The sequence below is a fragment of the Danxiaibacter flavus genome, assembly GCF_041060425.1.
Lineage (GTDB): Bacteria > Bacteroidota > Bacteroidia > Chitinophagales > Chitinophagaceae > Danxiaibacter > Danxiaibacter flavus.
Genome location: NZ_JAULBC010000011.1, coordinates 27675 through 49711, shown reverse-complemented (window position 1 = coordinate 49711; position 22037 = coordinate 27675). Strand labels below are relative to the sequence as shown.

Annotated in this window: 15 protein-coding genes; 4 read left to right on the top strand and 11 right to left on the bottom strand. The window is 41.7% G+C overall.

Annotated features, from left to right (window positions below):
• Positions 1 to 173: 173 nt before the first annotated feature.
• The 5 genes from QTN47_RS25440 to QTN47_RS25420 form a co-directional block, all read right to left on the bottom strand.
• Positions 174 to 611: a VOC family protein gene (locus QTN47_RS25440; protein WP_369332269.1), complete on the bottom strand. Its 438-nt coding sequence runs from the start codon at positions 609 to 611 to the stop codon at positions 174 to 176.
• A gap of 185 nt (positions 612 to 796) precedes the next feature.
• Positions 797 to 2005 carry a TolB family protein gene (locus QTN47_RS25435; RefSeq protein WP_369332268.1) on the bottom strand — a complete coding sequence of 403 codons (1209 nt, stop codon included), beginning with the start codon at positions 2003 to 2005 and terminating at the stop codon, positions 797 to 799.
• Between the two features lie 192 nt (positions 2006 to 2197).
• Positions 2198 to 3280: a YncE family protein gene (locus QTN47_RS25430; RefSeq protein ID WP_369332267.1), complete on the bottom strand. Its 1083-nt coding sequence runs from the start codon at positions 3278 to 3280 to the stop codon at positions 2198 to 2200.
• Between the two features lie 307 nt (positions 3281 to 3587).
• Complete coding sequence (locus QTN47_RS25425; protein WP_369332266.1) at positions 3588 to 5978, bottom strand: ABC transporter permease; 2391 nt, start codon at positions 5976 to 5978, stop codon at positions 3588 to 3590.
• A gap of 391 nt (positions 5979 to 6369) precedes the next feature.
• Positions 6370 to 7647, bottom strand: a complete 1278-nt coding sequence (locus tag QTN47_RS25420; RefSeq protein WP_369332265.1) for a M20 metallopeptidase family protein — start codon at positions 7645 to 7647, stop codon at positions 6370 to 6372.
• 791 nt (positions 7648 to 8438) lie between these two features.
• On the opposite strand from QTN47_RS25420, the gene QTN47_RS25415 reads away from it, so the two are divergent.
• Complete coding sequence (locus tag QTN47_RS25415; protein WP_369332264.1) at positions 8439 to 8711, top strand: hypothetical protein; 273 nt, start codon at positions 8439 to 8441, stop codon at positions 8709 to 8711.
• A gap of 143 nt (positions 8712 to 8854) precedes the next feature.
• On the opposite strand, the gene QTN47_RS25410 is transcribed toward QTN47_RS25415, so the two are convergent.
• A complete protein-coding gene (locus tag QTN47_RS25410; protein ID WP_369332263.1) occupies positions 8855 to 9751 on the bottom strand; it encodes an NmrA family NAD(P)-binding protein in 897 nt (298 codons plus the stop codon).
• 81 nt (positions 9752 to 9832) lie between these two features.
• On the opposite strand from QTN47_RS25410, the gene QTN47_RS25405 reads away from it, so the two are divergent.
• On the top strand, positions 9833 to 10231 hold the full coding sequence (locus QTN47_RS25405) for a winged helix-turn-helix transcriptional regulator (protein ID WP_369332262.1): 399 nt from the start codon (positions 9833 to 9835) through the stop codon (positions 10229 to 10231).
• Positions 10232 to 10309: 78 nt separating this feature from the next.
• Here the strand turns inward: QTN47_RS25405 and QTN47_RS25400 are convergent, their stop codons facing one another.
• Positions 10310 to 11329, bottom strand: a complete 1020-nt coding sequence (locus QTN47_RS25400; protein WP_369332261.1) for an amidohydrolase family protein — start codon at positions 11327 to 11329, stop codon at positions 10310 to 10312.
• 124 nt (positions 11330 to 11453) lie between these two features.
• Here QTN47_RS25400 and QTN47_RS25395 point away from each other — a divergent pair, with 124 nt between their 5' ends.
• Positions 11454 to 11975 carry a GNAT family N-acetyltransferase gene (locus QTN47_RS25395; RefSeq protein ID WP_369332260.1) on the top strand — a complete coding sequence of 174 codons (522 nt, stop codon included), beginning with the start codon at positions 11454 to 11456 and terminating at the stop codon, positions 11973 to 11975.
• Positions 11976 to 12093: 118 nt separating this feature from the next.
• Here QTN47_RS25395 and QTN47_RS25390 read toward each other — a convergent pair whose 3' ends face one another.
• From QTN47_RS25390 to ppsA, 4 genes are all read right to left on the bottom strand, one after another.
• Positions 12094 to 13278 (bottom strand): MFS transporter, encoded by a 1185-nt coding sequence (locus QTN47_RS25390; RefSeq protein WP_369332259.1) that lies wholly within the window; start codon positions 13276 to 13278, stop codon positions 12094 to 12096.
• Between the two features lie 171 nt (positions 13279 to 13449).
• Positions 13450 to 15930: a heavy metal translocating P-type ATPase gene (locus QTN47_RS25385; protein WP_369332258.1), complete on the bottom strand. Its 2481-nt coding sequence runs from the start codon at positions 15928 to 15930 to the stop codon at positions 13450 to 13452.
• A gap of 845 nt (positions 15931 to 16775) precedes the next feature.
• The gene (locus tag QTN47_RS25380) at positions 16776 to 17126 is read right to left on the bottom strand and encodes a hypothetical protein (RefSeq protein WP_369332257.1); all 351 of its coding nucleotides are present in this window, start codon (positions 17124 to 17126) and stop codon (positions 16776 to 16778) included.
• 605 nt (positions 17127 to 17731) lie between these two features.
• Positions 17732 to 20365, bottom strand: coding sequence for a phosphoenolpyruvate synthase (gene ppsA, locus QTN47_RS25375; protein ID WP_369332256.1), 2634 nt, complete (start codon positions 20363 to 20365; stop codon positions 17732 to 17734).
• Between the two features lie 468 nt (positions 20366 to 20833).
• On the opposite strand from ppsA, the gene QTN47_RS25370 reads away from it, so the two are divergent.
• Positions 20834 to 22018 carry a lactate 2-monooxygenase gene (locus QTN47_RS25370; RefSeq protein ID WP_369332255.1) on the top strand — a complete coding sequence of 395 codons (1185 nt, stop codon included), beginning with the start codon at positions 20834 to 20836 and terminating at the stop codon, positions 22016 to 22018.
• Positions 22019 to 22037 lie beyond the last annotated feature (19 nt).

Below are 22037 nucleotides of genomic sequence, written 5' to 3'. Positions count from 1 at the left end.
ACATCCAAACCCAGTTCAGCGAACGGGGTGTTTTACTGCCCAACGTGTACTGGGCAAAACAAATCCTACACACTGGTAGTGCGTCAGCAGGATTAAAATCCTTCTTATCTCCTGCTTAATATACGCAGCACTAACGTGACGAACAGCGTGAAAGACGATCATTTTTATTTCTGCTATTGCGGCCTTTTCATAACGTTGAACATCCAGCGAATACCGAACCTGTCCTTACAGGTGCCCCAGTAGCCCCAGAATTCATTGTGCGGAGCCACACTGTCCGTTCCACCTTCCGATAGTCCCTTAAATAATTTATCCGCTTCCTCTGTAGTATCCGGGTTCAAACTTATAGTAACATTATTACCTTCAATAAGCTTGTGGCCCATACTTTCCAACACATCCGTGGCCATTATTTCCAACCCGCCTAATATAGGTAATGCCACATGCATTACTTTGTTTTGTTCCTCTTCTGGTAGCGGTGGTACGCCCTCTCTTGGAGGAGCATCCTTCATACGCATTAGCGGATTAGAGAATTCAGTTCCGAAAACCTTCTTATAGTGGTTGAATGCTTCTTCAGCATTACCTGCGAAGTTTAAATAAATAGATACATTTCCCATTGTTCTTGTTTTTATAGGTATGCTTTCAAAGATGTAAAATATCAAAAAAAGAATTTAAAAGCAATATAGACACGGTGATTCTCCACCCATACCGCAAGGCCCTTTCCCATCATCACTGCGCAATATTATGGTGGTCTGCCCTAATCATTTATATGCTGACTAAATTTCTAAATGCTAAATCGCCATTATCTAATGCGCAACATTTTTTTAACTACCATTCCATCGGGTGTTTTAAGTTGACATAAGTAAATTCCGCTCGCAAGATTTTGGCCTTGTTTTGTTCTACCATCCCATTGTAACTGGTAAGAGCCTGCTTTGTATTCAGCATCTGTAAGCGTATTTATTTTTTGTCCTGTTAAACTGTAAATATTTATTGTTACGTGTGAAGGCTGAGCAACCGTAAAACTAATAGTAGTTTCGTCGGCAAAAGGATTAGGATAATTCTGCACTAACAATGATTTACTTTGAAGCGAAAGTTTTGTTGTAGCGGCTTCCCTGGAAGATTCATTTAATAAAGAAGCGGGATCAGTATAACTTGACCATGCTATATACTGGCCGTCATTGGAGTACGTGGGATCATAATCGCCTTTATCAAAACCACCGATCCTTCCTGCAATCTTTTTTGCAACACCACCTGTGACCGGAATTGAATAAAGATTGGGATCGCCATCAGGCCAGTCTATAAACACCAGCTCTTTGCTATTGTTTTTCCATGTTGGTCCATAACCTGAAGTAGTTAATTGTATTGGTGCTGCAACAGGATTACCGGCAGTGTCTATTTTAACGATCCATACACCACCTCCTGCCCATCCCCAGCCATCGAACGCAATATATTGACCATTGGGGGACCATGCGGGACGATCACCGTAATAGGTTACAAAAGTTTCTTGTCCGGTGTTGACATCTTTCGATCCTATGTAACCATAGTTGTCATCAAATGCTATTTTTGTGCCTTGCGGATTCCAGCTTGCGTGATGACTATTATAACGCAAAAGTGTTCTTGAACCTCCGCTCGCAGGAACAGAATAAATATTTCGCGGATACTCGCTATAGTCATCAAATGCAATTACTTTCCCATCAGGTGACCATGCAGCATCATTGCCACCTTCTGCCCCCGCCAGGGGAACACTCACACCGGTTTCTACGTCCGTTACAAAAATTGATTGAACATACGGAGAAGCAATTGGTCCTACCACATCATGTGCAATCTTTTTTCCGTTGTTGCTCCAGGTAACATTATATTCACCTGCGCCGGGAATTTTCGTTAGCTGTTTTGTTGTACCGGTTTTTACGTTAAATACATAAATGTCGTAGTTGGATTGTGCTTTTATTCTATTTACTGCGATCAATAAAAAAATAGCCGTCATGCAAATGCCGGGTAATGATTGTTTCATAAAGCCTCCTTTACTTAGGTTAAAAAATTTTCAGACCATTTCAGAAAGAAAACAACTCTTTCGCAGCAAGGAGAAAGAAAATGAAGCCACATAATTCCCTTATTTTCCAGAATAAGGACACATAATATTTTTTGCATTTGTTGGCATGCAGAAAGGGATGTCACTAGACTATGACCGTTTCACATCTCTCCATCAGTTACTCAACCACTTTAAAATAGAGATCGTTTCCGGATTGAATGACCATTTTTTTATTATCATCTGACAGTACAAAACGTCAAATGGCAAACCTCCACCTTCTCCGAAAGGGAGCTCTGCTATTGTTTTTTCCGCGTTGGTATCAATGTCATACAATAAGATGTTTAGTGCGTTTCCGTTTAAAACACCACCGCTGTAATAAAGCTTCGTTCCATCTGATGAAACGCGGAAGTCATCCAACCCAACATAATTTGTCTGATATTGCCGGAGGACCTGACCGGTATTAAAATTTTTAATTGTGATGTTACCGGTTACATCTACCGCAAAAGAGTTCAAGACATCGCTATTGTAAAACAATCCCGAAAAAAAAGAAGATGTATTATTCAGGTCCGATGAATCAATAATAGTTCTGCTGGCAATATCAAATACATACATCCGGCTTTCCAGCTGGCTGAATAAAATCGCCCTGGAACCGTCCGTTGAAAAAAGCCCAAACTGTTTGTTTTCCAGATCAGTTCTTTCTCGTGTCTGCTTGTCTAAATGGTAAAATATTGCAGGCACAGAAGGCCCGGGCAACGGCCAACAAAAACCATTACAGGGAGGATTGGGTGGAGAAACCGGAGACAGGTAATAAAAAATATCATTACCTGCAATATTTATACGTGTGCCCTGGTTATTTGGAACTTCAATTATTTTTTCGGTGCTGTTGCTACTGAAATTAAACAGATAATACCCACGTTGGCTATTTATTGTTCCTAAAAATATGATCGCGCTATTTTCATTTGTTTTGCCCGTAACCAGGCCAACGGATTTTTCAACTGCGTCAATCCTTTTAGCAGCAATATCTATCTGCAGAATTTCAGTGGATGCCGTAATAAAAAGTTCGTCTGAATTTCTGCCCCAAAACGGTGTGGACCTGCTGTGTCCATGATCGCCGAGATAAATCAGTTTGCCGAGTTGCAGGCTCAATGGGCCATCTTGCAGCAGTGGCTGTTCAGCTGTGGAAGTAGTGGGATTATCTTTTTTGCAGGAGGCCAGGGCAAATACAATGAAGGCAGACAAAATAATTTTCATCTTCATAAAATAATTTTTAAGTCCCTTCGAGTATAGCAAGGCACAAGAGAGCGGAATATTGCTGAAAGTAAACTGGGGTATGTTGTCTAAACCAGAGCCATAACAAACCTACAAAAAGGAAAGGCAAAATGCAAGTCCCAGAGTAAGCGCAGCAGTTATTGGAAGGAATAATGCAGCCGCTGGTTGCTAGAAAGTGCGAAGAGACGTTTGGTAGCAGTTATTTTATAGCTGAGTATTTTTTTGCACCCGTGTTAGGTAACGGCACTTAAACTTTGCTGGTAGCTGTTTTTTTGCCAGGGAAGAAATACTTATATTATTCCGTCCTCAAACTCTTCACGGGATTTGCTATTGCGGCTTTAATGGCCTGAAAGCTGACTGTTATTAATGTTATTATCAATGCAGCAAGCCCCGAAAGAATAAAGATCCAGAATGATATAGACGTTCTGTAATCATATTGCTGCAACCAGTTGTTTAAATAATACCATGCCACAGGGATGGCAACAAAACAGGAAATGACTACCAGCAATGCAAATTCTTTTGAAAGCATTTGCCAGAGATCATACACGGATGCACCTAATACTTTACGCACACCTATTTCCTTTTTTCGCTGCTCCGCAACAAATGATACAAGACCAAACAAGCCAAGGCAGGAAATAAAAATTGCCAAAATGGTGAAGAAAGTCGCAAGATTACCTACGCGTTGTTCATCAGAGAATTTCTTGGCATAGTCTTCATCGATGAACGTGTAACTTAAGGGTTCGCCGGGGTTATATTTTTTAAATACCGATTCTATTTTACTTAACGCATCATTTATTGGATGGCCAGGCTTTATCCCTACTATCACTTGATTTACAAAATTAGGATCATAAAAGAAAATAGTCGGCCTCACTGGTTTGTAAGGCGATTCCATTATCATATCCTTTATTACGCCAATTACTGTATAATTTTTATGTTTGAATTGTATACTTTGCCCTACAATATTCTTTTTTATACCCATCAGGTCTGCAGCAGATTCATTTAATACCACACTCAAACTATCTGTTGCAAAATCCTTGGAAAAATCTCTGCCTTCCACAATTTTCCAGTCAATGGTTCTCCCCAAATCCCGGGATACCCTTAGCGTACCGAATGTGGGAACATAGTTGGGGTTTTTCCCCTGCCAGTTAAATCCGGTCTCGGTTCCCCATACTTCAGTAATCGGTCCTGACGACGTAGCCATGTTTTCTACAGCACCCGTTGCAAGCAGGTCTTGCTTTATAGCATCGAATGGCCGTTCCGCTCCGGGATTAGTGAAAGTTATGGCAATCAATCCTTCACTTTTATAATTTACAGGACGGCTTTTAGCAAATTGAATTTGTTGAAAAACAATGATTGTTCCAATTATCAAAGCAATGGAAAAAGTAAACTGAACAACTACTAATGCTTTGCGTGGCAACGATGCGAACCTGCCTGTACTAAATGTTCCCTTTAAAACTTTTACAGGTTTGAATTTGGATAGGTAAAGCGCGGGATAACTGCCGGAAACTATTCCGGTAAGAACAGTAAATGTTATTGCAACAAACCAGAACCCCGGATTATCCGTAGGTAACCCGATGCTTTTACCGGAAAGCTTATTAAACAGCGGAAGTAATAAAACGGAGATTATTAGTGAACATATGAAGGCAGCAAATGCCACTAGAATGGACTCGCTTAAAAACTGGCCGATCAACTGGCTTCGGGCAGAACCAACAGATTTCCGGATACCAACTTCTTTTGCTCTTTTCGCGCTCCTTGCAGTGGAAAGATTCATAAAGTTTATACAGGCAAGCAGTAGAACAAACACGCCAATTAGCGAAAATAGCCATATAAATTGTATGCGGCCACCGCTTGGCTTACCGTTTTTAAACTCACTATACAGCCGCCATTTGTCCATTGGAAATACGTATGCCTGTTCTTTTTCATCAGCTGCAGCATTCTTATGTGCCATTACTACATTTTTTATCTTTTCCGTTTCCTTCTGCATATCTATATTATCTGCAACTTGCACAAACGCCTGAAAAGAAGAGAAATTCCAATTTGTCGTAGCATGCTCAAATCTGGGCCACTTTTCAATTACAAATTTTTTCCATGGCAACAATAATTTTGCCTCATAAAATGATGAGTTACCGGGAAGATCACCATACACGCCAGCTACACTAAAGTTATCTTCATCATCAACCTTTATTACTTTATTTATCGCACTTTCATTTCCAAATAATGTTTTTGCCAACGAAGCGCTTAACAATACAGCTGAGGGATCATCCAATGCATCAATATTTCCATCTACCATTTTTAAGGAAAACATGGATAAAAAATTTGGCTCAACCCACATGCCTCTCCCCATAATTTTTTTATTTCCAACGGCTAATACATGGCTGAAATTATAGGATGCCATGGATACATTTTTAAATTCGCTCCCATATTTATTCCGCAGCTCATCCCCTATCGGCGCACACACATCGAATGCCGTTTCCATTTTATTATCCTGATCTATAAAAGTGGTCATAACCTGCGCGAGCCGCTCATGGTTCGTATGGTATTTATTATAGCTGACTTCATCTGAAATCCACAAGCCAATAAGCATAACTACGGCCATGCCGGTTGCAAGACCAAGAATATTGATAATGGAGTAAATCTTGTTGTTAACGAGAACACGCCATGCGGTTTTGAAATAGTTTTTAAACATAGGGGAAGGTTTTTGATAGTTGAGTTATTGATACCAGATCAGCGCTCTCTCCTTTTCAATTTTTTATTCAGACTCAATCTTTTCACCGGAATTTGCAACGGCTGTTTTTATTGCCTGGTAACTTAGTCTAATTCCTGTTGCACCTAACTTCTGAATGCAGCTTCAAATAATTTTTAAAAATAAACAGCTGTATGAAGTTTAATAAGTACCATTGAAATGCCAGTTTACTATTTATTGACTGTTAATTAATTGTACCAATCGAAGCAATTGAAGTGCACGCTTTTGATACAATAGTGTGCGGTTTTGGTAGTCCCCATTTTTAAAAACTACTGTTGTCTATAGACACTTATCCGAGAACTACATTTTGATGGATCACGCTGTTACCCCTTACTCAAAGACCAGATAAGAAATCAATAACAAGAGCCGATACTGTTTTTATTCCAACTTCGATCGAATCATCATCTCCCATGAAAGTCCCGGTGTGAAGGCCACCGGAAATAGTGCCGGGTCTGGTTGTTCCCAGGCTGAAAAAAAAGCTGGGGCACCGCTCTGCAAAATAAGCGTAATCATCGGCCGCCATCCACGGGTGAATTGCCTGAACATTTCGCTTGCCTGCAATGCGCTCCATGGTTGGAAGCATTTTTAATTGAAGTGCGCTGTCGTTCATGTTAACCGGAGCGCCTCTCCGGTAATCAAACCTGTAGGATCCGCCGGCGGCACGTGTTGTTCCTTCCAGGATCTCACGGAATCGTTTTTGTACTTCGTCCTGCAAGCGTGGATTCAGCAGCCTAACGGTACCACTTAATACAACCTCTGATGGGATGATGTTATCCCGGATACCACCGTGAATTTGTGCAACGGTAATTACGCTGGGTTCAAAAGGTTCAAAGTTTCTGGATCGAATGGTTTGCAAAGCCAACACTACTTGTGCGGAAACAACGACTGGATCAACCGAAAGTTCAGGCGATGCTGCATGCGCCGACTTTCCGATAATGGTAAAAGTAAAGGTGCTGCTGGAGGCATTGGCGGCACCGAGGGAGTACCCAATTTGGCCAACCTGTAATGCAGGATTGGAGTGTATGCCAAAAATCGCATCCGGGTGAAATTTATCAAAAAGACCTTCTTTAAGCATCAACTTAGCGCCCGCTTCTTCACCTGCCGGCAGATTTTCTTCAGCAGGTTGGAAAATAAAGAGGACTGTTCCGGAAATTTTGTCTTTCATAGAAGTCAGAACTTTTGCAACGCCCAGCATCACACTGGTGTGAATATCATGTCCACAAGCATGCATTACACCAGTATTTTTACCGTTGTATACTGCTGTGTCTGTTGACTTGAAAGAATAATTTGTCTGCTCAGTCACCGGAAGCGCATCCATGTCTGCCCGCAGTGCAATTGTTTTACCGGGTTTTGTTCCCTTCATTATTCCCACTACACCGGTACGGGCAACGCCCGTTGTAATTTCTATGCCAAGCGACTGAAGATAATCTGCCACCAATCCGGACGTTTTAAACTCACAGTTCGAGAGCTCCGGGTGTTGATGGATTTTGTGACGTATTTCAATGATCCCGGGTATGGTTCCTTTTACGATGGCTGATAGCTCAGCATCATATTTTTGAGCACCAGCGGTTACAAAAATTAATAGCTGGATTGTGATAAAAATAAACTTCATGTCTTTTCTTTTTTTAAACTAAACGCATTCGCTAAGGAAAAAAAGTACAAATAATCATGGTTCCAAAATGTAACCACGTTGTGTTTATACACAACTAATAAATACAGGATTTCATATCCTTGAAGCCTTGCGAAAATTTTTCTTGTTAGCTTATTTACAGCGCTATATTGCAATTGCAGCTATATTAAAATTTGCGATACAGGTTTCGCAAATACAAGTTCTGAATGATGGCTATTTTTTGTGAGTCATAGTTATCCGATGCTCCGCCATCTCACTCACATGACCTGGGGCAAGCATTAAACAATGCATTTTATAAAGTATAAAAAAAGAACGATTACTCAAAGTATATTTAGTGAAGGGTTACAATAAACTACGGTTGTTGTCAATTTCGGGGTTTCAAACTGAAATTGGCATTCAAAACGCAAAGACAGTCTTTTGCGGTCATTTGCTTATTTTTTGATCTTGTTTAGTATATATGAACCTGATGCTTCTTCTAAACAATTAAGTCTCTCTGAATCAAAATGTCTTATTGGCCCAGGGAACAATTAACAAAAAGGCTTTTTAGTAAAGGTTTTTCAGCTATTGCAGTACCTGAAAAATATAATTGAAACAAGTATTGAAGCACAGTGGGGCATATCACCTGTACAATATAGCTATTATCAACATTTCAATGTCAACGTTTTAATATTACCTGGGGGCAGCCTGTCTACGCTAGCCTTCTTTTTTTAAAAAATCTGCGTCTTGAACATTGTATGATGCTAAGTTTGTAATATTGCGTTTTTATTTATCACATGAGAGCTTTTTTTTCGATTAAAGTGCAGACCGACAAGAAACAATTAGCATTTAATGTAAGTGCAAGTCCCACAAAAGACTTCAAGCAATATAATTTCAGGATAGAAGATGTAGCTGAGACAGATAAACACTTTGCAAATGGTGCTTCCATAAGGTATTTAACGGCAAACGATCATTTTGAATGGATCCGGGACAATGAATCGGATAAAATATTGACCGCTATCTCAAATGAAATCCGACGCCAAAAACTAAAGTGGCGGCAACATGTATAATACCACAATAATATAAATGCTGATTTACCGGAAGAGATGAAACATCACCCCTTCCGGTAACAATTACCGCAGAATACATGAGCATATTTGCGCGATTCCGCCGGCGTACAAACACTTTCAAAAGCTCGTAAATAATCGACATTTTAATTGCTGTATTGATAAGCTATGGCGAATTCCACCGAAAAATCCTGCAAAGTAGTACCGCCAACAGATTGCGACTTTTTTTCATTATAATCTTCAACAAAGCTCCCATCTCTTAATGCTGCACCAATTTCAACCATGTAAACTTTTGCCATTTGCTCTGAAAGACCATTTTGCATTAAAGCGCCCAAAAGCTGATCATCCGAAAACTCGACCCAGCTAATACCCGATTTACCGACCGCATTACCTAATGTCTGCGTAATTTCAAAGCCATTTTTCTCATCACTGACAATGTACTGAATTTGCTTTCCATAAAAAGACAGACCGTTTAATGCATTAAAAGCTACTTCAGCAATATCTTTCGGATGCGTAAGCGGCAAATTAACTGATCCTGGGAAATTGTTGCCCAACATACCCTGGTGCTTAATCATGGGGATTGCACCATAAAAATTTGTCAGGAACATGCCCGGGCGCAAATGCAATACATTCAAATCTTCCAATTCGTTTAACTTTTGCTCCACATAATAATTTGAACCTGTTGGGCCTGATCCATTTTCAAGATGAGCGCCTATGCTGCTTAAATTAACCGCATACTTAACACCGGTTTCTTTTAGCGCATTGGCATATTGCTCACCAACAGTCTTGATGTACTGTTTTAAATCTGCGGTTTGGAAATTCGGTGGAATCATTAAATAAACCGCATCACTTCCGGCAAATGCATTCTTTACAAACCTGTAGTCTTCGATTGAGCCGACCAATGGAATTGCTTGTAATTGCACTATTTCCTTTGCTCTTTCTGCATTAGAAGTGATTACATTCACCTCATGTCCGCCTGACACCAGTTTTTCAATGAGAATCCGGCTGATATTTCCCAAAGAACCTGTTACTGTTACTTTCATTTTATTTATTTTAGATTTGTTCCACAAAACTAAAGTCGCACTTACTTTTGTACAAGTACTTACCCTATAGTATGTATACATATGACAGCGATTAAACAAACTTCGGTGATACAGGAAAACAAGAGCAACGCTTTCGCAGCTTGCCCTGTAACCTTTGTAATGGAAAGAATTGGCGGATACTGGAAGCCCATAATTTTGTTCAATCTGTTAACAGGAACAAAGCGATACAGTGAGTTAAAAAAATCTATTCCGGCTATTACAGAAAAAGTATTGATACAGCATTTAAAGCAATTGGAATCCGACGGCCTTATTTCAAGAAAATCCAAACCTGTTGTACCGCCTTATGTAACCTATGAGCTTTCTAAAAAAGGAAAAGCATTAAGGCCTGTTTTGCATGCAATGGCTACATGGGCCGTAAATAATGGTGGCAAACAATCCAAACAGTTTTTAAAACAAATGGAAGATTTTCCGGAAGAATGAGATAGACCGAAGTTGAAAAACTGATAATACCTGACAAAGAAATCGAACGGTTAAAGGAATCAAAAATGCAGGTAACTGCTATTGCATAGATTTTATTTCCTCTTCAGTAAGTCGTAAAAATCCCGCCGCATTGTTAAACAGGATATCCCGCTTTTGAGTAGCATTGAGAAAAGGCGCTTTATTAATCGCATCTATTCCCACTGCAATGGCGCCCGGCCATACCATATTGTCGGAACCAAACATAATCCGTTTGCCAAATCCTGCATTTACCAAACGCTCAAGGTAGAAATAAAACTCTTTTTGGGGGATCATAAAACAAATAGCAGCCAGGTCCACATAAAGCTGCGGATGCGTGTACAGCATTGCCAGCATATCATCCAGCATTGGCCAGCCAGCATGCATAGCATACACCCTTAGTTTTGGGTGACGGAGTAAAGCTTCTTCCAATCCGAAGGGACTGTGAAGCCTTGCCCTGTATTTAGGAGAGCTAATATAAGGCGCGCCGGGAGGGCCGGGTCCAACATGAATACCGACCGGAATATCCAGTCGCTCGGCCATCGCTAAATAGGGCTCAAAAGCTGAATCGCCGGGTGAAATTCCTTCGTACTGAATAGTAATTTCACCAAACACTTTGAATGCTCCCGATTTAAAAATCCTTTCCAGCGAATCAGGCGTTAGCCCTTCTTTAGCAGCCAATCCGAAATCCCAGTCGAGAGCAGGAATAATGCGGTTGGGCTCAACCTTTTTCCAATCCAGTACTCTATCCTTTTCACCGCTGGTTACTGCATAAACATTGTATTGTTTGAGTGCTGCAATTGTCAATAGCCTCATTGAGTCATCGGTCGATGGTGAAGTAAGATAATGATCGGCCCAGGCATTTGTCTTTAATGCGTTCGTAAAAGTTTTCCGGAAATCGTCTTTCGGATCGTTCAGTCCTAAGTCCCTGAATGGTGCGCCTATATGAATAGATTCAGGTCCCTGGTCCTTGGCACCATAGGCATGAAGGTGCATGTCAATCACCGGCAATGGATATTTTTGGGCAATGAGCAACCTCGCAATCAACAGGAAGATCAGACAAAAGATTACCCTTTTAAGCATTTTTAGTTGATTCGTTTTAGTAAGACGGTAAGAAAGAAATTTTCCATCGACACATGCAAATTATGAATGAAATATCCGATTAACAACACATAATACACGAATTTCGTATCGACAACATTTGAAAATGAAAGAAATAAAAATCAGAAGAGTATCGGTAGACGATGTTAACGAACTTCAGGAAATCAGTCGCAAAACATTCTCTGAAACATTCTCCGGGCACAATACACAAGAGAATATGGCGAAATATTTAGAGGAAGGACTTTCCGTCGAAAGACTGACCGGAGAATTAAGCAACGAACATTCTGCATTTTATTTTGCTTTAGATAACAACAATGCTATTGGTTATCTTAAATTAAATTTTGGGGCATCTCAAACAGAATTGCGAGATAACAACGCAGTTGAAATTGAACGGATCTACGTATTACAGGCATACCAGGGTAAAAAGGTTGGACAATTACTGTATGAAAAAGCTATCGAGGTTGCAAAGCAAAAAAATGTTCGTTACGTATGGCTAGGTGTTTGGGAAGAAAATCTAAAAGCCATTAACTTTTATAAAAAGAATGGCTTCATTGAATTTGATGAACATATATTCAAATTGGGTGATGATGAGCAGACAGATATCATGATGAAAAAGACACTGGTGTGAAAGGAATAGGTGTGAGGTATCAGGTATCAGGTATTTGTTTTCACGCCAGAAAAGGTCTTATCTTACTATCTTACGATCTTACGGTCTTACGGTCTTACTATCTTACTATCTTACTGTCTTACGATCTTACGGTCTTCCGATCTTCCTCTATCATCAACATGAAATAAATTACTACCGCTAACGCGATGATAGCTGTTGATAAAAACGCCGGCGTTGCACCGAATTTCAACCAGATCCAACCGGTAAGCATACTGGAAAGCATTGTGCAGATACTTTGAAAACCTGTATACGTTCCAATAGCGGTGGCAGTGTCTGATTGCTTTGTTATATTTGTGATCCAGGCTTTGGACACACCTTCGGTGGCCGCAGCGTATAAACCGTAAAGAAAGAATAAAAGGTAAAAGAAATACAGGTTATGAGAGAAGGCCATCCCCGTGTAGACAGCAACAAAAAGCACCAGTCCTGTAACAAACATTTTCTTCAATCCAATTTTATCGGCGGCTATACCAAGCGGAAGAGCAGCAAGCGCATAAATGATATTGTAAAAGATATAGACACCTATTGTTGAAGTATCGTTCAGGCCAGCCTGTTTTATCTTCAACAATAAAAAAACATCCGAACTATTGCATAGCGTAAATACCAGTAATCCCACAACCAACCTTCTGTATGCAGAAGGGCTCTGCTTCCAATAATGTAAAAAAGAAAAAAAAGATAATCCGGTCGCATTTTCTTTAACAGCTGTATGCTTGTCTTTTAGTATGGCCGATAATACAATCGCTAACAATCCGGGAATAAAAGCGATTAAAAACAACATCCTGTAGTTACCTGGAAAATAAAGCAGGTATACTAACGCAAAAGAAGGGCCAGCCACAGCCCCCACTGTGTCCATAGAACGATGAAATCCGAAAACCCGTCCTTTTGTTGCCGGAGTAGCTTCATCTGACAGCAAGGCATCGCGCGCGCCTGTACGGATGCCTTTACCTAAGCGATCAATAGTGCGTGACAGAAACACCCACAATGGATAAATAAATGCAGCCATCATTGGTTTGGATATGGCACTTAACGCATAGCCTAACTGAACAAATGGTACGCGCCTGCCTGTACGATCAGATAATGCTCCAAAATATCCCTTACTCAATCCTGCAGTAGCTTCCGCAATTCCTTCCAAAATGCCAATCAGCAAAACGGAAAAGCCAATACTTTTTAGATAAATAGGCATAATGGGGTACAGCATTTCACTTGCCGTATCAGTAAGCAGGCTGATGAAAGACAATATCCAGATTGTGCGGGTCAGGTATTTCATAACATTGGCAATTCAAGGTCGTTTAGTTAAGCGTTCTCAATAGTGAGATCTGAAGCCCTTCTCTATGGAGCTCTGTGTATTCTCCGTGTGTCTCTGCGTGACTGTATTTTACCCACATAGAGGATGCTTACATGCAAATCTGTTACCGGCACAACATTGCGTTGGCAATTGTTACCTTTTATACGCTAATAATCGCAGTGCGTTAAATACTACCACTACTGTAGAACCCTCATGACCAATTACGGCCGGACCAATGTGCGCGATACCCAAAATGGTAAGTGGTATCAGAATGCCCACCATGCCCAGACTAATCACCAGGTTTTGACGAATAATTGCATGGGCTTTTCTACTCAGGCCGATCGTAAACGGCAGGTTATCCAGCCGGTCGGCCATCAACGCTATATCTGCGGTTTCGAGTGCCACGTCTGAACCTGCTGCCCCCATTGCAATGCCCACATTACTTTTTGCCATTGCAGGCGCATCGTTTACGCCATCCCCAACCATTGCCACAAGTTTTTCGCTCCCCTTTAATTTTTCAATAGCCGCCACCTTTTGTTCGGGTAAAAGATCGCCCCAGGCTTCTGTAATGCCTGTTTCTTTTGCAACGGCTTCAGCCACCTGCTGATTGTCACCTGTAAGCATGATCATTTTGCGAATCCCTTCCGCCTTTAGCTTTACAAGTGTTTCTTTTGCTTCCGCTCTCGCTACGTCCCGCAATGCGATGATCCCTGCAATTTTACCGTTCTGTTCCACCAGCATGGTTGTATTACCTTGTTTTTCCAACTCCTCCACTCTTTGTTTAGTCTCCTGCGGTAATGAACCGTTTTTTTCGGCCAGCATTTCTTTATTGCCGATCTGCACTTGTTTTCCCCGGTATTCTGCAATAACGCCCCTGCCAGTAACAGCCTTTAGATCATTTGCCGCAGGAACATCCTTCTGCAATTTTTCAGTGCCACCTTTTACAATTGCCGCAGCAAGCGGATGGTCGCTTAGTTGCTCAACTGCTACTACCATCATTAATAACTCTTCCTCGGATACTCCGTTTAGTGGGTATACACCTGTAAGCTTTGGTTTGCCCTCCGTAAGTGTACCTGTCTTGTCAAATGCGATAGCAGTCAGCGCACCCAATTCTTCCAAAGGCTTGCCTCCTTTGATCAATACTCCGCTCCTTGCTGCTCTTGCTACTCCGCTAAGCACCGCACTTGGAGTAGCAATAGCCAGAGCGCACGGGCTTGCGGCTACCAGCACAGCCATGGCGCGATAAAAGCTTTGGCTGAATGTTTCATTAATGACAAGGAATGCAAAAAGTAAGAGTCCCACAAGTATGAGCACTGCCGGAACATAATATTTTTCCAGCTTGTCGGTAAAATTCTGCGTAGGAGATTTTTGTGTCTGTGCCTCATTCACCAGTTTTATCAGCCTTGCAATAGTTGAATCCGCCGCGAGTTTACTCACTTTTATTTCCAGGTTGCCACTGCCATTAACAGAACCTGCAAATACGCGGTATTGGGCTTCAATCCTGTCTGTTTTTGTAATATCGAAGCTGCTGTCCTTCATTGCTACTTTCTCTACAGGAATACTTTCACCGGTTATTGGCGCCTGGTTTACACTGCTGCTGCCTTTCACTACCACACCATCGGCAGGTATTTTGGAATTGGGTTTTACAACGATAACATCTCCCGGTTGTAACGTTTCAATGTCAACTTCCGTTATCTCCTCTCCCTTTTTAAGCAATGCAGATTTTGGTGACAGCCCAGCCAGTTCGGCAATGGATTTTCTTGCCTTTTCCATTGCATAATGTTCCAGCGAGTGTCCCAGGCTAAACAGAAATAACAGCAATGCCCCCTCGGCCCATTGGCCAAGACAGGCCGCACCGATAGCAGCAACCAGCATTAGAAAATCAATTTCAAACCTTCCTTTGGCAATGCTCTCAAAGGCTTCTTTGGATGTATAAAATCCGCCAAAAAAATAAGCACCAGCGTAAAAAGCGATAGGGATATACACCGTATTCGTGATAAAAGAAAGACTAAAACCTATACCCAGCAAAGCGCCCGAAATGATACTGAACACCAGTTCGGTTTTCACCCCAAATATGCCACCATGGGTATGTTCATGACCACCCTCCTCATGTTTATGCCCGTCATGTGCATGTGCATGTTTCTCATGTACATGACCTTCATGCACCGCATGCGCATGAAAATTTTCCACGTGCTTAACTGACAGGCCGTTTTTTTTAATCAGTCTGAGAAATGCATCTTCAGACAAAACCGACTTGTCATATTCTGCCTGTATAAAGCCCGTACCAGCAACAGATACATTCAATACCCCGGCTTCTGCACCAAGCCTTTCTTCAATACTCCTGGCATGTCGCGCATGCCGGATGCCAGCAGTTTCCACCAACAGATGGCCGTAACGTTCCGTGAGTTCTGCGCCGGCTTGCTTTGCTAACCTTTCAACTTCGTTTACTGAAATCGTTTCGGGGTTGTAATGAAAACATAGCTTAGCCTGAACGCCTTCTTTTGCAGGTATGACGTGCACCTTGTCAATTCCCTTTTTACCTTGCAACATACCGATGATACGTTCAACACATGCATCCCGTTCATCAGGCACTTCGGGTAATATTATGTCGAGGTTGATTTGTGTTTTGTCCATAGTAATTAGCTTTCAGCTTTCAGCTATCAGCTATCAGCTATGGGCTGATGGCGAGAGCGTAGTGCCGGCTGAATAAATATTTTGGAGGTGTCGGGTGTCGGGTGTCAGGTTTCAGGTGTCAGGTATCAGGTATCAGGTATCAGGAATACAACTCCCGCCTCTATACCTCACGCTTTATACCTTACACCTTATACCTTACACTTTATACCTCACACCTTATGCCTTCCACCTGGAACCATTTTTAATCTTTCGACAAGCCTTGTTCTGCAGAAAAACATACAGCAACAAGGTTGCCAACAATATAATATTAGCAAATAAACCGCATTAAGATAGCTGATTCTCCTCTATACAACCAGTGAATAGTCAATGGTGAAGGTCCGGGCTGGTTAAGTAAATATATCGTCGTTTAAGTGCTATAATTATCCCCGGCAAAGCTCTTATTTGTTCTTATTTTCTTAAATGGTTAAAAAAATTTCGCTTCAGTCAGCTTTAGGCTAATGTCATTTAGTAAAGGACATTTAAAGCTCCAGCGGAGCTTCCTGTTTGTAGAAAATCAGGATTTCATCAAATTATCATGGGGCTCCATCGGAGCCTCCTGTAAAGCGTGACCGGTAGCTCCTAACGGAGCCTGGGCGATCCATTTTTTTCTTTCTACAAACAGGCTGCTCCTATGGAGCAATACCGGCAATGCATCCTTACCCGAATGACATTAAGCTGAAGCAGATGGCAATGCATGAAGGCTTTCCTCCCGTTAATATTATGCAGTTTACCATTGACCCGACAAAGACATCTCTCAAAATGGATGAGGCACTGTTTAGCCAAACCATATTAAATCCACGCTGTGGCTATTGGCGGCTTGCAACGTTTGCAAATTCTTTCCTGAATATATAGCGGTAAACCACTACCCCATTTTCGCTTGAATCTGAAAACGCATTAACCAATTTCCATTGCAGCTTGCCCAGATAATTGAGCGCATCTATGACAGTATTGAACTTAACCGGTTTTCCATCATCATCTTTAAGCCTTGTATCTGCCCAGAATTTTTTCTCCTGCCCATAATCAATATCAATCGTAACCTTATTACTCATAAACCTGTTTCGAGCCTGCAATTCGCAGTACTGTTCAATTTTAGTCGAATCCTGGGCTAAGCTTTGTATGCAAGCAATCACCGGGACGATAGCTAGTATTTTCCGCATGACATTCAATTTCGTTAAAGGGGATGATTTAAAATCTCTTACTAAGATAGCTGATTCATTTATATACAACTAGTGAATAGTCAATGGTCAGTGGTGAAGGCCCGGGTTGGTTAATTAAATATATCGTCGTTTAAGTGCTATTATCATCCCGGGAAAAAGCTCTTATTTGTTCTTATATTTCTCTTATACAACTAGTGAATAGTCAATGGTCAATGGTGAAGGCCCGAGCTGGTTAAGTAAATATATCGTCGTTTAAGTGCAATAATTATCCCCGGCAAAGCTCTTATTTGCTCTTATATTTCTTCTATACAACCAGTGAATAGTCAATGGTCAATGGTGAAGGTGAAGGTTCGAGCTGGCTAAGTAAATGTAAAGTCATTTAAGTGCAATTATTATCGCAGGTAAAATTCTTATGTGCTCTTATATGCCTTCTATACAACTAGTGAATAGTCAATGGTCAATGGTGAAGATTCGAGCTGGTTAAGTAAATGTAAAGTCATTTAAGTGCAATTATTATCGCAGGCAAAATTCTTATGTGCTCTTATATGCCTTATATGGTTTAAAAAACTTCGCTTCGGTCAGCTTTAGGCTTTCGGCTTTAAGCTTTATATCATTTCCACATACCCATCCGTCCCATTCACCCGAATTCTTTGCCCATCTTTAATCAGCCTGGTAGCATTTTCCACACCAACAACTGCAGGCAGGCCATACTCACGTGCTATGACTGCACCGTGTGTCATTAATCCGCCAACTTCAGTAACGAGCCCTTTTATGGATACAAACAATGGTGTCCAGCTGGGATCAGTAAACGAAGTGACCAATATATCTCCCTCTTCCAGATCAGCATCTTCCATATTTAAGATGACGCGTGCCCGTCCTTCTACAAGCCCGGAAGATACCGGCAGACCGGCCATCGCATCAGCCGGAATATTTTCTTTTTTATGAGCACCTGTGATGATCTCCCCATCAGACGTGATTACGCGTGGAGGAGTTAATTTTCTGTATAAGTCGTACGCATCTTTCCGTTTACTAATGACCGAGTAATCCAGTTTATTTGTAAGCATTGTTTCGCGAAGCTCTTCAAAACTGAGATAATAGATATCTTTCTTTTCAAGGATAATACCGGCTTCTACCAGTCCTTCAGCTTCTTCCAGCAACGCCTGCTTATAGATAAAGTAGCGACTAACAATACTGTATTTGGGATATTCACGATAGCCAATCAGGTTTCGCACAAGGCCGATCATTCGCTTTGTCTCCGTGGCTTTTTGCTCACCATCAGGCAATTGCTTCAATCGATCCAACAACTCCTGTTCTTTTTTCAAAGCCTGTTCCCGGCCCAGTTCAAATTTTTGCCTGCTGGCACCCGCCTCAAAGTTCCTGATATTACCGAGAATAACAGGGATAAGTGCCGTTGGTTTTTCGCTCCAACGGTCTTTTGTAATGTCAATTTCTCCCGCACACCGCATCCCGTATTTCTCAAGAAAAGTACTAATGGCATCTCTGCTTTCTTTTCCACCTTTTAACCTGGTCAAATTATTTAAGAAGCGATCGTCTTTTACCTGTTGCAAATAACTAATTACTTCAGGATATGGGCGAATCACATCTGCAACATCCATTAAGGCCAGTCCCATTTCCGCAGTTATATTATTGGGCGCAGATTGAGAAAGCGTATAGGCTGCATTTTTTTCACCTAACCAGTCAAGCATTTTCTCATTGAGCCATAAGGAAGCATTCATTGCCGTCATAATTACGCCAAAACTTTGGGGATCGGACAATCCACCTTTTAGTTTCTGAGTGTCTTCTAAAATAAAATCGATCAGATCAGTTCCCGACTTACCCTGGATGTTCCGTTTTAATTCGTTGATAGATGCCTGGCTACGGTTGATCAGATCAGCAACAATTACCGGATCGTAATCTTTTAGTGTTTGATAATCCGGAAGCGATTTACTTTCATTATTTTGACCAGTTGGCTCTACTTTATTGTCATCCGGTACTGATTGAATAAAGTTCCGCTCTATTATGGTTATAAGCGCATCTTTTATCAGCAAATCGGACTTACTGACAGCATTCAATATCATTTTCCTTCCTGCAGCTGAAGCCAGGTGTTGTGCAACATCAGCAAACAGTCTTCCGCCGGCTATATACATAGGACCTGCAGTCTGTTGAAATAAAGACAATCCCAATGGCTTCATCGCATCGGTCATCATTTGATTGTGACCGACAGAAATAAAAACATGCTTTTCCTGATCATTTGCTTCAGAACCATCCTGCATCTTTCGCGTGGGGATTGGGTATAAAGTGGTGATTGGCCGGCTCTGGACAATATAAATTGTTTGACCTACCAGGCACCATTCAATGTCCTGAGGATGGCCGAAATGTTTTTCAATTTTTCTTCCCACAAGCTCAAGCTGCAATATTTGCGCATCCGTCAGTGCCTGCAAATTCTGCTGTTCCCGGTTAATTTGTTGTTTTTGTGTGCCTCCACCATTCAAAGCATAAACGGCCAGTTCCTTCGCAGCTATTTTCTTGTCTATGATGTTGCTCTCCGCTACTTTATAAACATCCGCATTCACCCATCCTGAAACCAGCGCTTCACCAAGTCCAAAGCTGGCATCAATGGACAGTATCTTCCGGTTCGATGTGACCGGATCTGCAGTAAACATAATGCCTGCAGTGTCTGCAAAAATCATTTTCTGGATTACAACACTTAAACTAACCTTTCTATGATCAAACCCGTTTTGCATACGGTAGATTACCGCCCTGTCTGTATACAGCGATGCAAAACATTTACCGATATGGCGTAGGATTGCATCCTTACCAATAACGTTCAAATATGTATCCTGCTGCCCTGCAAAAGACGCTGCCGGCAGATCTTCTGCAGTTGCGCTGGATCGCACGGCAAAGGCTGTTTGTTCACCAAGCTTCGTGACGTAGTCTTCTATGCCGTTAGATACATTCTTAGGAATGGACAAACTTTCAATGGTTGCACGGAGCATTTCGCATATTGCGCCAATGCCTTTTCTATCATTTGCTTGCAGGTTGTTCAATTGATCCAGCAGTGAATTAAATTCCTCGCTATTGCCAACAATTTCTTTATACACTTCTGTAGTAATACAAAAGCCTTCGGGAACGTGAATGCCATCAATCCTGGTTAGTTCAGCCAGGTTGGCGGCTTTGCCTCCCACCAGTGAAAGCTTTGTTTTATCTATTTCCCGGAAGCCAAGTATGCAAGTACTCATATTTTTCTTTTGTTTTCTTGTTTGCAAATTATTTGGAGCTGAGTTTATTTATTGTCTCATCCGTTATTGCAATTGCCTTTGAAAAACAGGTTTCGTTGTTTTTGAACCACAAAGCCACAAAGGGAACCAAGCGGTACAAAGAACTAAAATGGAAAGATCGAAAGTATAAATACTTTGAGGTATGTTAACAACAAAAAAGAAATGCCGTGGTATCTATACGAAAGCCGGGCATAAAAGCGTTATCCGGTTAACCTTCTCCGGCTAAGTCATTATAAGCGATTCTATGGTTGGCATTTTTTAAAAAAATTGCTTCCTTTTTTAATCAAGAAAACCTGACGACTACACAAAACTGCCATCAAAAATTTACATCCAATTTGCAAAACAATATTGCACTTCGAAAAAAAAATTACGACTTTTATCCCGTATTCCCTTCACACATGAGATTCGTTAGCCATAAACACTACACCCATGAATTCAACAACAGCAACTCAGTTATCCCACGGTATGCAATACCAGTTGCAAATTTATTTTGCGGGCATGCAGCAAATAAAGCCACAACTTCCCGTAGCGTACGAAGCACTGGAACAAAAGGCCCGTGGAGTAATGAAGCCGGAAGCCTTTGCCTACATTGCCGGCGGCGCTGGCGCCGAAACGACCATGCAGAATAACATTGCAGCTTTCAACAAGTGGCAGATCATACCTCGCATGCTTGGCGATGTAACAGGGCGAAGCATGGATGTTGAATTGTTTGGAACAAAGTTGCCCTCTCCCGTTTTGCTTGGTCCTGTCGGCGTTTTATCAATAGCGCATCCCGAAGCGGAAATAGCAGTGGCCCGTGCAGCCAGGACGTTGCACGTACCGCAGGTAGTGAGTACTGTATCTTCTAAAACGATTGAGGAAATAGCGGAGGCACATGGCGATCATCCGCATTGGTTCCAACTTTATTGGGGAAGCGATAACGACTTTACCCGAAGTGTTATCAACCGCGCGGAGAAGGCGGGTTATGGCGCAATTGTAGTAACACTGGATACAAGAATATTTGCATGGCGCGAACGCGACATACAAAATGCATACTTACCTTTTTTGTTTGGTGAAGGTTTGGGCAATTATTTTTCAGATCCCGTTTTTTTGAAAGCTGTTGGCGATCCGGCGAAGGACAAAATGAAAACGATGATGCATTTTGCACATTGCTTTTCCAATGCCGGGTCTACATGGGAAGATCTTGCTGTCATCCGGGATAGCACCAGGCTTCCAATTATCTTAAAAGGAATCCAGCATCCTGATGATGCAAAAAAAGCGATTGATCATGGTGCCGACGGGATTATTGTGTCTAATCACGGTGGCAGGCAACTGGATGGCGCCGTGGCTTCATTGGATACGCTTGACAGCATAGCAACGGCTGTTGGCGATAAAACAACTATTTTGTTTGACAGTGGCATCCGCCGTGGAGCCGATGTATTTAAAGCGATGGCATTGGGCGCGAAAGCGGTTTTGATTGCCCGCCCCTATGCTTACGGACTGGCCCTTGCCGGAGAGCAGGGTGTGAAAGAGGTCGTAGGCAATTTACTTGCAGATACAGATCTAACGCTGGGACTGGCCGGATGCAATTCGTGGGCGGAAGTGACGAAGGAGCGACTGATAAGGGTTAATTGAAAATTGACAGTTGACAATT